The organism is Streptomyces sp. NBC_00271 (genome assembly GCF_036178845.1).
Lineage (GTDB): Bacteria > Actinomycetota > Actinomycetes > Streptomycetales > Streptomycetaceae > Streptomyces.
Genome location: NZ_CP108070.1, coordinates 5,390,847 through 5,403,235 on the forward strand (window position 1 = coordinate 5,390,847; position 12,389 = coordinate 5,403,235).

Sequence of the window (12,389 nt, forward strand, 5' to 3'; positions counted from 1 at the left end):
GGTGATCCGTATCGGAGGGGGCGCAGCGGCTCGGGGCCGCCGCGGACACAGAAAGGAAGTCAGCCAGCCACAGGTTGGCTGACAGGACTGTTCCAGCGCGGCTCTGAAGGCGAGCGATGCCGTGCTCAATCCCGATGCATCGCGAGGAGTGCGCCTTGCACTGACGCTCGCGCATGTCCTCGTACCAGTCCGGCGCGTTCTACTTGAACTTGCGGTGCGGCGGGGTCACCACCCGCCCGCCGGTCCGCGCACCTCGACCCTGGCAGCCGGCATCCGCGCGTCTCCAGGAGCTCGACCAGCCCTGACTGGCGGGCGTGGGTGATGTCCGCGCAGCTGCCGGGACTGGCCGGACTGCAGAAGAGCACGTGGCCGTCGCCATCCGTGACGACCCGGGTCTTGGCGGCGTTCTGCTGGGCTCAACACAGACAGGGGAGGCTTTGAGGCCTCTCCTAAAGCGGGTGTCGCAGGTTCGAATCCTGCCTGGGCACCAAGGAGAAGGCCACCTACGGATCTCCGTAGGTGGCCTTTGACCAGCCGGCCGTGACCGTCGAGTCGGTGAAGTCGGCGGAGGGGATCCGATGGTGCGGCTGTACGAGTCCCCGGGGCGGGCGGGCGCGGGCCACCTGGGTCCGGGGCTCCCGGTGGGCCGGGCCGAGGTGTCAGCCCTGCTGGAACGGCGGCTGCACGAGAGCGACTCGGCCTTCGGGCTACGACCGTTCCAGATCCTCACGCGGAGCCCGCGCCCGGAGTGACTACTTGCGTCCCACGCCCTTGTCGCCGATGTGGAAGATCCTGTGGCTGTCGCGGGCCATGTCGACGACAAGCTTGGTGGTGGTGTTGCCCCAGGTGAGGGTGACGACGGCCTCCGTGTAGGTGCGGGTGGTGCCGTTGTCGGTGACCTTCCAGGCGAGCGGGACGTTCTGGGCGCGCAGGACGCCGTCGGCGTGCTCCCTCTCCTCCCAGGCCGCCAGCTCCTTCTGGAAGGCGGGGGTGAGGTAGTGGCTGCGCAGGGCCTGTCCGAGGTGGCCGCGGTCCTCGCCGAGCACCGCGTCGCTGTAGGCGCCGTAGAAGTCGGCGATGCGGGTGATGTCGTCGGACGGCTTGCCGCTGACGCTGCGCGGGGCGCCGGCGGATGCCTGGGCGGTGGCGCCGAGGCCGAGGGCAATGGCGAGAGCGCCGGCGGTCAGGACGGTGCGGGTCTTGCTGCTCATGTGTGTTCCCTGCTTTTCGAGTCGTGGCTTTTCGAGTCGTGACGAATCGCGCCGAATGGCGCTGTCGGTGGGCGATGGGCCGCCCTCCCCACCCCCGTGGCGGAGGGCGGCCCCGGTCATGTGGCCAGTGGAGCTTGTTCGCGGCCGTGACGGTCCTGCCGTCCCAGCCGACGGAGAGCAGACGCAGAACAGACGGATGTCGGAGGCGCCCCAGGAGATCACCGTGTGCAGGCCGTGGACCTGGGTGCTCACCTCGACAGGCAGCGTGCTGTAGTCCTTCAGCGCGGCCTCGGTCTCCGGGTCGGCCTTCTCGATGGACACCGCACAGGACTTGATGTTCTTGGTCAGCCGCGAGCCGAGCCGTCGTCGCCCGGCTTCATGCTCAGGCAGCGGTCCTGTTCCACGGCCCCGGTACGCCCGCGGCGACCTTGCCGGTCGTTCAGGAGGAGTTCGGGTGCGGCGGGAGATCGGGTCGCCGCGAGGAACCCGGGCGCCTTGGCCTAGGCGTTCGCCGGTGTGGCGAGCGTCGTGCCGGGGGCGAGGCCCGTGACGGTGAGTGTGAGGAGCGCGCCTGCTCGGATGCGCTTGGGCATGGGTGTCCCCCGTGGATGAGTGGATGGGTGTCGGCTGTCGCTGGCCTCTGGCTGGTCGGCCCGGCCCTGGTCGGTGCGACACCAAGAGCATCGGCCGTCACGGCGGCCCGGCGCAACGCCGGACGCCCGTCCGGCGACGGTGGAACCATCCCAGCCCATCTGACGTGCAGGTATAAGGACCGCCTGGGATACGGGGATACGGGGGAGGACGGGGCACAGTGTCGACCGGGGACGACGTCGAGCAGTTCGCGGCGCTGCTGCGCCGACTGAAGGACCGCACGGACCGGAGCTACGGCTCCCTGGCCCGGCGCCTCAACATGAACACCTCCACGCTGCACCGCTACTGCGCGGGCGAGGCGGTCCCGCAGGACTATGCCCCGGTGGAGCGCCTGGCCGCCTTCTGCGGAGCGACACCAGAGGAACGCCTCGAACTGCACCGCCTGTGGCTGCTCGCGGTGACGGCACGACAGCGGTCGAGGGCGGGTGAGAGGGCGGCAGAGCCGGCAACGGCCGAGGAGGCAACGGAGCCGACGAACGCCGAGGGGGTGCCGGAGCCGGCAGGTGGCCGGCAGACTTCGGGTCCGGACAGCCGGACGGCGCTGGGCGCGGGTGGCAGCGCAGACGGCATCGGTGGTGACGGGGGCGGCACGAGCGGTGCACCACGGCGACTCGACGCGAGCACATCCGACGCGGGCGCATCCGACGCCGGGCTGCCCACTTCCGACGCTCCCGGACCAGGCAGTCCCGAGCCGACGGTCCAGTGGGCTGCCACCCGCTCGACCGGACGGCCCTGGTACCGCCGTCGCCGCACCACCGCCGTCGCCGCCACGGCGACCGTGCTGCTGGTGACGCTGGGCAGTCTGTCGGCGCTGTCGGCCGACCGGTCTCACGACAACTCGGCAAAAGCCACCGGTCGGTCCCGTACGACAGAAACCGATACGTCACACCACCCCTCGGCCACAGCGACCAGCCCCTCCCCCAGCCCCGCGTCGGCCTCGCCGTCCGCGGGAGCACGGGCTACGGGGAGTCCCGAGGCAAAGGGCGGACCGTCGGCGGGCACGACGAGCGACGCCCCCGCGCCGACCGGTGTGCCGCTCTCCTGGACCGTCGACTCGCAGATCTGGGACGGAGGTTGCGGGTACGACTACGTCATCGACAAGGAGCCGACCCAGGTGCCCCCGCCGCCGGTGGAGCAGGACGCCGCGGTGTGGGCGGCGACGCAGGGGGCGGTGCCCGGGCGGCAGACGATGGTGCAGATCTCGGTGCAGGGGAAGTCGTCCACGGCCGTGGTCCTGGAGGCCCTCCGGGTCCGTATCGTCAGCCGCGGCACCCCGGTCACCGGCACCGCGTACGCCATGGGCCAGGGCTGCGGCGGCGGCCTGACGCCCCGTGACTTCTCCGTGAACCTGGACATCAACCGCCCGATCCCCCACGCGCGCGCCGTGCAGTTCCCCTACCGCGTCTCCGCCGAGGACCCGGAGGTGCTGCTGGTCACCGCGACGACCGAGACCTACGACTGCAAGTGGTACCTGGAACTCGACTGGTCCTCCCAGGGCCGCACCGGCACGGTCCGCATCGACGACCACGGCCGCCCGTTCCGCACCAGCAGCATCAAGGGCCTGTCCCACTACTGGTACGGCACGAACGGACACGGTGTGCGTCAGTGGGTGCCCACCGACTCTTGACGTACGCCACACGGTCAACGACGCCAGTGCAGAAATGAAGGCTTCACCTACACCCGCGGCGTGTCCATCCCTCCCGCGGCGTGTCCATCCCTCCCGCGGCCCTGCGGCGGCCGTGGTGGACCGCGTTGGTGTCAGCTATGGCTGCAGCCCTGTCACAGATCAGAGCTCTGTCCGGTCCATTACCCAAAAGGTGCAAACTTGGTCGGATTGATCTCAGCAGGACCCGGCCGAGGCCGTCCATGTCCTGCCCGGACACATGCTGCTCCAGCTGTCCACCCCGCCGTGGTCCTGGTCGCCGCAGCCGCATCCGACCTACGTAAGAACGACAGTCCCCTAGGTGAGGAGGACAGCTCGATGACCAGCACTGACAGGCTGACCCTTGGTAACCGATCGAACACGCACGAGGTATCCGAGTCGGCGGTCGCGATGCTCGACGAGCGTGGGACGGTGTTCGCATGGACGCAGGCCGCCGAGCAGCTTCTCGGGTACTCCGCCGGGGACGTGGTGGGCCGGTCTGCCGCACTCGTGCTGCCGTCTTCCGGGGAAACGCCGACGATATCGGCGTTCATCGAGCAGTGGCGTGCCCACAACGACTGGTCGGGCACGATGACGGTGCGCCACCGCGACGGCCACATGCTCGACATCAACCATCGGATCTCGATGGTGTGGGGGCAGGACGGAACATTCCGGTGGCTTGTGTCCGTCACCGACATCGGCACGCTCTCCCGGGAAGCGAGAGACGGATCGGTGCGGGAGTCGCTTCTCACCCATGCGCCGATCGGCATCATCGTTCGTGACCCGCAGCTACGTTGCGTCTGGGTGAACGACACGATGGAGAGCCAGGACGGCATCTCCCGTGACCGGCGGTTGGACCGGCGACTCACCGGTTCACGGCCCGGCTTCGAGGCCGAAGCCCTTGAAGCGGTGATGCGGCAGGCGCTGCGGAACGGCACCACCGCGGTCCACGAGTACCGGGCGTGGCCGGCGGAAGATCCGCGCCGGGAGCATGCATTCTCGGCCTCGTACTTCTGCCTCCAGGACGCGGACGGCAAGACACTGGGGCTGTGCGGGATCAGCGTTGATGTCACCAGCAGTCAGCGGGCGCGCGAGCGCCTTGCCATCCTCAGCCAGGCCAGCACGCGTATCGGCAGCACCCTGGACGTCATGCAGACCGGGCAGGAACTGGCCGACCTTGCCGTGCCCCTGCTGGCCGACTACGCCTACGTCGACCTGGGGGAATCCATCCCGTTCGGCGAAGAGCCCTCGCCCCGAATCGACACGATGAGCGATCGCCCTACCGTTTTCCTCCGTGCCGGTCAGGCCTCGATCCACCCAGGAATCCCAGAATCGACCTTTGCGCGCGGGGAGACGGTTTTCGTCCCCCCGGCCTCGCCGCTCACCAGCGTTCTGTGCACGGGAAGGTCCCATTTGGAACCGGTGCTGGACGCCTCCCCCGGGACATGGGTCGACCGGGATCCAGCGCGGGCGCAAAAGATCCGTGAGTACGGGATTCACTCCCTGATGATCGTGCCCATCATTGCGCGGCGCGCCGTCCTGGGTATCGCGCTGTTCCTCCGCACCGAGGACCCCGTTCCGTTTCACGAGGACGACCTGCTCCTCGCCGAGGAGCTCGTCACCCGGGCCGCGCTGTCCTTGGACAACGCCCGCCAATACACTCGCGAACACACCACGGCCCTCGCGCTGCAACGCGACCTGCTCCCCCGCCGTTTGATGGGCGGCGAGGCGGTCGAGGCGGCCTGGCGCTACCTGCCGGCCGACGCGGAAGCCGGCGTCGGAGGCGACTGGTTCGACGTGATCCCGCTGTCCGGCGCCCGGGTGGCGCTCCTCGTCGGTGATGTCGTCGGACACGGCATCAACGCCGCCGCGACCATGGGCAGGCTCCGCACCGCCGTACGCACGCTCGCCGACTTGGAGCTGCCTCCCGACGAACTGCTGACCCATCTCGATGACACGTTCCAGCGACTGGCCGAGCAAGACGCCGACGCCGCGGACCAGACCCCCACGGTCGTAGGCGCCACCTGTCTGTACGCCGTTTACGACCCGGTCACCCGCCGGTGCACCATGGCGCGGGCCGGGCATCCCCCGCCCGCGATCATCGACCCGCAGGGCGGGGTCACCTTCCCCGACCTTCCCACCGGAACCCCGCTCGGCATCGGGCTGGGGGTCCCTTTCGAGGCCGTGGAGCTGGAACTGCCCGAGGGAAGTCTCCTCGCCCTGTACACCGACGGCCTGATCGAAACCCGCGACCACGACATCGACGTGGGAATGCGCCGCCTGGGCACCGCCCTGGCCCAACCCGGTCGCTCCCTGGAAGACCTGTGCACCCGAGCCACGGAGACCTTCCAGGGCCAGGCACCATCCGACGACATCACCCTGCTCCTGGCACGGACGCTCTCACTCAGCCCCACCCAGGTCGCCTCCTGGACGCTGCCGAACGACCCGACCGCTGTCCCCAGCGCCCGGCACCTGGCGGCCCGCCGGCTGACCGAATGGGGCCTGGAAGGTCTTGAGGACTCCACGAAACTGATCGTCAGTGAACTGGTCACCAACGCCGTCCGCCACAGCACCGGCCCGATCCGTCTGCGCCTGATCCAGCATCAAGTCCTGACCTGCGAGGTGTTCGACACCGACGACTGCTCTCCACGTCTACGTCGCGCACGCGCCAACGACGAGAGCGGCCGCGGCCTCTTCCTGGTCTCCCAGCTGTCCCGCAGATGGGGCTGCCGCACGACATCGGGCGGCAAAGTCATCTGGGCCGAACAAAACCTGGACTCCGCACCCTCACACGTACGGGCCTCCGGCGCGCCTGGACGAGGAGGGATCCGTAGGTGAGCCTGGCCGGCTCTGCTGCCGTGTACCTCGAGTGCGGACAGCATGTGGTCTCGGTCGGATCGGGGAGCCGCCGTCGCTCATTGTTCCGGCAGTTCGCAGGGAGTCGAAGCCGAACTCCTAAAGCGGGTGTCGCAGGTTCGAATCCTGCCGGGGCACAGCAAGAAGGGCACCTGCGGATCGCCGTAGGTGCCCTTTTGCATCCGGGTGCGGCGACCGGCTCACCCGGTGGATACGACACGGGCGCCAGGGCCCAGCGGATGTCGCCCCGGGTCCGACTGCCTCGCCGACGCCGTGGAGGTACCGGCGACCCTCGCCCCGACCCCGGCCTCCAGGCCGCGAAGGCTGCTTTCACCAAGGCGTCCCCGAATCGCGACGACACCCTGCTACCGATCGACCGGATCGCCGCGGACCGCAACGGTCCCCCGAACAGAGGCTCCCCGTCGTTACTGAAGCCGTTGGGCCGTTCGAAGGAGTTGAGGCGGCGAGACAGCCAAGAGTGTCACGGACCGTCAGCTGCTCATTTTCCTGCTCTCAGCGTGATTCCGAGCCAGGACAGAGCCGACACCCAGGTCCCTCCCCCACGTCAATGGCCCATACAAGGGAGAGTTACGGATATATCTGCACTTTGTAACGCGAATCGTTTCCTTGGTCTGGTGTCGCCATGGAGGGCCACAGTGTGGGACCTCGGCACCGAGCCGGGAACTTCGGATTGCACGCCCGGCCCCGACCAGGGTCGGTGTGCACGAACGTGAGGTGACAGATTCATGTCTGTTTCTCGTACGGCGGTCCGCCTGATCGCCACCTGTGTGGCCTCGGGCGTACTCGTCGGCGCGGCCGCCATGCCGGCCCTGGCAGCCGGAGGCGGCCACGACCGCGACAACGGGAGGGGTTACTCGCACAGTCACAGGAGCGACCACGACCGCGACGGCCACTTCGGCGACCGGGGCCGGGGCCACGACCGGGACCGGGGCTGGGGCTGGGGCTGGGACCGGGGCCACGACCGGGGCCACGACCGGGGCTGGGACCGGGGCCACGACCGGGACCGGGGTCGGGGCTGGGACCGGGGTCGGGGCTGGAACCAGGACCGGGGCGGGCGCCACGGCTGGTACGGCGACCGGCACCGGGATCTGGACCGCTACCTCGGCCACCGCTAGCCCGCCTTGGAGGCTGTGCTGTGACGCGGAGGGCCACGCCCTCTCCCACCCGTCGTCATAGCGGGCACGGCCGCCATACCCAGCCGGAGGGCCGAAGACCGTTCCTTGCAGTCTTCGGCCGTCCGGCCGGCGAGGGTCAGAAGGCTTTCTAGAGCGGATGTCGCAGGTTCGAATCCTGCCAGGGGCACAGCAAGAAGGGCCGGCTCAGGAGGGGTTTCCTCCGGGGCTGGCCCTTGGCCGTTTCCGGTGCCATGCCACTACGCCCGAGTGTCGTCCTTGTTGTTGTCCGAGGGGCCTCCCCCGCCGTCGTGAGTCATATCACCGGATCAAATTCTGATATACGTCTACCGGATTTTGGTCCGAGTGCGACCAATGCGGTGAAACATGCAGTCGCCGCGCTCGCTGGTTGTCTTCTTTTGAGGGCGCGTGCTGGAATGTCGGCGACCTGCCTATCGGGGTGCATGGCTAATAGTCCGGGCTGCGTCATTTCTTCCCATGCCCGCTGTTGCTGGTACGCCGTGGTGATTGGAAAAGAGATGATGGAAATTTCCGCGGTTAAGCTTTCCTGGCGCACGCACACTGCGCCGGTGTCCCTGGTAGCACTTGCGATCGCGAGTGCTCCGCTGGCCTCTCAAGCCCAGGCCCTGGTGATGCCGCTGGGTGTGAACGCCCGGCATGCGCCCGGCACTCCGGGGGCCCCGCAGGCCCCGGTCACGGTGTTCGCCGAAGACTTCGAAACCGCAGGCGAGACTCCGATCTTCCTGGAGGACTACGTCGGCGCTCCACCGCTCAACGAGACATACACAGCCGACCCCTCGTGGCTCGACCACGGACAGTGCAACGGCATCATCCTCGATCAGACCGGTGCTGATCAGCCTGACTGCCCGGCAGTACTGAAGAACATGGCCAATGCGCTGGGACAGGTAGGCGGAACGAATCCGCCGACCAACCACGTGGTCGCGGCCTACACCAACTGGGTGTCACCTGGTACCGACCGGGTGGAGTTCCGGACCGAGCGACCGATCCCGATCGCGAAGCCGAACCGCTATATCACCTTCGCAGTGGACGCGGCCGCCGTGAATTGCGACTCAGCGGCTCCTCCGCTGCTGAAGTTCTATCTGACCGGCAACGGGGCGGACATCCCTACCTTCACCACCCCCATCAATCCCTGCACCGATCCCAACTCCAAGCCCTATCCCGGAGGAAGCGGGTTGAGGGCCGGGGCATTCGCCGGCAACAGAGCTGTACTGTTCAACGACAGCCAGTTGGGCATCAAGATGGTCAATGGGCAAGGCGAATGGTTCGGTAATGACCATGCATTCGACAACATCCGGATCCTGGATGCGACTCCGCAACTGGACAAGGCGTTCAGTCCTGCCACCGTGGACAAGGGCGCCACGTCGACGCTCACCATGACGGTGACGAACACCAGTGAACTGGCGGCGAAGAACGACTTCAGCTTCGCCGACGACCTGCCCGCCGGTGTGAAGGTGGCCTCGGCCGCGAACGCGTCGACGACCTGCGGCAACGGCGCGGTGTCCGCGACGACGGGGGGCACGTCCGTTGCTCTGAACGGCGGCGACCTGGCCGCCGGCGAGAAGTCCTGCACGGTCACGGTGAACGTCACCGCCGACAAGGCGGGAACCTACGTGAACCGCCCCGAAGCGATCACCACGGTTGGCCTGAATCCCCCGGACCCCGCGACCCTGACCGTCAAGAAAAAGGGAGCAACAGCGGTGGGCACCGCGACGGGCTCGGGCGGTCTGCTGTCCGGCAATGTGGTGCAGGTACCGGTGGACATCCCGGTCAACGCTTGCGGCAACTCCGTGAACGTCATCGGACTGCTCAACCCGGCGACGGGCAACGTCTGCGTCAACGGCTAGCCGACCAGGTCACTCGCCGCGCCGGGACCGGGCAGGTCCCGGCCGGCACAGATCGTCCGGCTGACATCACCGCCTGGGAGGCAGCAGGGCTGATCGCTTACGGCTCCGATGACATCGACAGCGTGGAACAGCCCGTACCCACAGTGGTGTGCGAACCGGGTCAACCGTGTTCGCACAAGGTCGGCCGGTCGTCCGAGGTACTCAACTCCTTTATGTGCGGCAGGTGATCGAGGGACAGGCGGGTTTCGCGCTCGGGTCGCGCCGCTGGGGGTGCGGGGTCTCGCGTCCCACGTCTCAGGACACAGCCTCCTGCCCTCAAGCTTTGCTCAATTCCCTGGTCCTGATTGCAGAACTCATGCGAACATCGCGTGGTCCGCTGCCCCGACCAGGTGGCGGGCATGATTCAGGGGGAATCTCCATGCTCTTTTCACCGAAGTCGCCAGCGTATGAAGCGGTGCAACGTCCGGCCCAGCTGGGACACCACTGTCAAGTCTGATCGAACCTGCCTATTTTCCCAGGTGGTTCTCATCAGCGAGACCGCTGAAGGCCTCCCGAAATATGGCCCCACTCTGCGCCGTGGGGGCCAGTTTCGGCGAGCGCGATGTACGTGACAGGCACATTCCCAGGGCGGTAGCGCGGCTGAGCCGCGCTACCAGTACCACCTCGTGACATCAAAGGGAATGGCGGCCGTAGTGCTGCCCCGTGCCGTTGTGTGCAACTGACCGCCTCATCCCTCACGTTACCGCCGGCTTTCCGCGGAACCACTCGGGACAGTAGGCCGATTCCGGCCCCCCGCGATTCGGCGGAAGGTCGATTTTTCGTGCTCAGAATCCGTGAAGCCCACAGGAGTGGAACGTTGTCGTATCGAAGACACCTGCCAGTCGTCGCCGTGCTGTGCGCGGCCGTGCTCGGCACCGCGGCCCCGACCACATGGGCTGTGTCACCGTCACCGCGTCCGTCCTCCGCCGCGGACGCTGCCACGCCGAACGCCACGAACACGCCTCGGCCATCCGCGTCAGCGTCAGCGCCCACGCGGAGCCCCTCCGCGGTCGTCTCTCCGCCCGCAGTCTCATCCCCGTCCGCGACCTCGTCCCCGTCCCCGCCTCCGTCTCCGTCTGCGTCTCCGGGGGCAGTTGCGGGCCATGAGGCTCAAGAGGCTGCCAAGTACTGGACCGCGGAGCGCATGGCAAACGCCCAGCCGCTGAACGCCCTACGGTCAGCACCGTCCGCCCACAAACATGCGATGCCGGCGGCGGGAAACGTCTCTCGGAACGGCACCCTGTTCGGCGGAACCCGCCTCGTAGGGACGTTCTTCGGCTCCAGCAGCCCCACCGGTACGAACTGGTCGTGCACTGGCAGCGTGATCGATACCCCGGCCAGGAACGTGATCCTCACCGCAGCACACTGCGGACTTGGCTACAGCAACAACTACATCTTCGTACCGAAGTTCATCAAGGGCGCGGGACCCGACCAGCAGCCCTACGGCATCTTCCACATCCAGCACATCTTCATCGACCCCCGCTACATACCTGACAAGGGCCATTCGTCGACCAAGAAGCCCTGGTCCGATCTGGACACCGCGTTCGCGCGCGTCTCGGCGAATCAGCGCGGCCAGCAGCTCCAGGACGCCGTGGGTGGAGGGCTGACCTTCACCCGGCCGGCCGGCTACAACCACAAAGACATCACGGTCGTGGGCTATCCGGGCAAGGACCACAACGGGGCCGGACAGGCCATCAAGTGCACCGTACCGACGGAGCAGTTGCCTGGGTTCCGTCAGATGTCGATGACCTGCGGCGGCTACTACGGTGGCGTTTCCGGCAGCCCGTGGATCACCGACTATCAGGACGACGCACGCTCCGGCCATGTCATCGGCAACCTCGGTGGCTACAACGGCGGCGGCAACGACGCGAACGTCGACTACATCAGCTACGCCCCGGCGTTCGGTTCCGACGCCGCCAACCTCCTAGCCGACGCCATAGCTGACCGGCAGCCACCGTCCAACCTGCCCCCGTACCAGGGCATCCAGGCGAAGCTCCCCGGAGGAGCGGCACTGTGGCAGCACGCGAAACTGCTGGCCTCGGGCGACTACACGGGCAACCGCCGCAGCGACATGATCGTGGTCTGGTCCGACGGCGAAGTCACCTTGTACCCCGGTGACGGCAAGGGCGCGTTCCTGCCGGAGAAACGGCTTCAGGCGCCCAACTCCACCTGGACACACGCGGAGACCATCACAGGCGGCGACTTCACCGGCTCCGATCTTTCCGACCTCATGGTGCGCTGGTCCGACGGTGAGGTCACTCTCTACCCGGACGTCAGCGCTTCGGGCATGAGCAACGAAGTCCGGATGGCGCCCTCCGGCTCCGTCTGGAAGAACGCGATTCAGATCTCGGCCGGGCAGTTCCACAACGGAAAGTACGCCACGGATCTGATGGTGCGCTGGGTCGACGGCGAACTGACCCTCTACACCTATGTCGGTGCCGGCACCTTCGGGACCGAGAAGCGCCTTCTGGCTCCGAACGACACCTGGAAGAACGCCACCTTGCTGACCAGCGGGAACTTCAGCGGCAAGGCCAACTGGGACGTACTCGTACGCTGGGTGGACGGCGAGCTCGACACCTACGTGGCCACCTCGACCGCGGGCCTCGGCGCCGAGGCCCGCATGCGCGACCCCAACGACCTGTGGAAGCACGACCTGGTCATGACGGCGGGCAACTACACGCCCAATGGCGTCAACGACGACCTGATCGTCCGTTGGTCCGACGGCGAGACCACCCTGTACGCCGATACTGCTCACACGTCCCTCGGTACCGAGAACACGCTGGTCTACCCCGGCACTTGACACGCACAGCAGTTCCGTGGAACCCAACAGCAGCCTCGCACCACGCCGGTTGCGTGCGCCACGGCCAGGTGGTCGCTGTCGTGCGAGGCGGCTCGCGCGTACTGAGTACGCAGATTTTTCCGGCCGCGGCCTGCGACCGCGGCGCCCAACCGTTCGTCAAACGGGATAGAC

At 67.6% G+C, this 12,389-nt stretch carries 6 protein-coding genes and 2 pseudogenes; 7 read left to right on the forward strand and 1 reads right to left on the reverse strand.

Annotated elements, in window-relative coordinates; genetic code table 11:
- The first annotated feature begins 578 nt into the window (after positions 1-578).
- On the forward strand, positions 579-752 hold the full coding sequence (locus tag OG798_RS24685) for a glycosyl hydrolase-related protein (protein WP_267062126.1): 174 nt from the start codon (positions 579-581) through the stop codon (positions 750-752).
- On the opposite strand, the gene OG798_RS24690 is transcribed toward OG798_RS24685, so the two are convergent.
- A complete protein-coding gene (locus tag OG798_RS24690; protein WP_095854111.1) occupies positions 753-1,211 on the reverse strand; it encodes a hypothetical protein in 459 nt (152 codons plus the stop codon).
- An 811-nt stretch (positions 1,212-2,022) separates the two neighbouring features.
- On the opposite strand from OG798_RS24690, the gene OG798_RS24695 reads away from it, so the two are divergent.
- The 6 genes and pseudogenes from OG798_RS24695 (at position 2,023) to OG798_RS24720 (ending at position 12,218) form a co-directional block, all read left to right on the forward strand.
- Positions 2,023-3,489, forward strand: coding sequence for a helix-turn-helix domain-containing protein (locus tag OG798_RS24695; protein WP_328757690.1), 1,467 nt, complete (start codon positions 2,023-2,025; stop codon positions 3,487-3,489).
- 354 nt (positions 3,490-3,843) lie between these two features.
- Positions 3,844-6,342 carry a SpoIIE family protein phosphatase gene (locus tag OG798_RS24700; protein WP_328757691.1) on the forward strand — a complete coding sequence of 833 codons (2,499 nt, stop codon included), beginning with the start codon at positions 3,844-3,846 and terminating at the stop codon, positions 6,340-6,342.
- Between the two features lie 764 nt (positions 6,343-7,106).
- Positions 7,107-7,496, forward strand: coding sequence for a hypothetical protein (locus OG798_RS24705; protein ID WP_267062129.1), 390 nt, complete (start codon positions 7,107-7,109; stop codon positions 7,494-7,496).
- A 1,277-nt stretch (positions 7,497-8,773) separates the two neighbouring features.
- Positions 8,774-9,166: pseudogene (locus OG798_RS24710) on the forward strand (DUF7933 domain-containing protein); the annotation flags it as partial.
- Positions 9,164-9,373, forward strand: a pseudogene (locus OG798_RS24715) (chaplin); the annotation flags it as partial. The pseudogenes OG798_RS24710 and OG798_RS24715, both read left to right, overlap by 3 nt.
- Before the next feature lie 1,249 nt (positions 9,374-10,622).
- The gene (locus tag OG798_RS24720) at positions 10,623-12,218 is read left to right on the forward strand and encodes a trypsin-like serine peptidase (RefSeq protein ID WP_328757692.1); all 1,596 of its coding nucleotides are present in this window, start codon (positions 10,623-10,625) and stop codon (positions 12,216-12,218) included.
- Positions 12,219-12,389 lie beyond the last annotated feature (171 nt).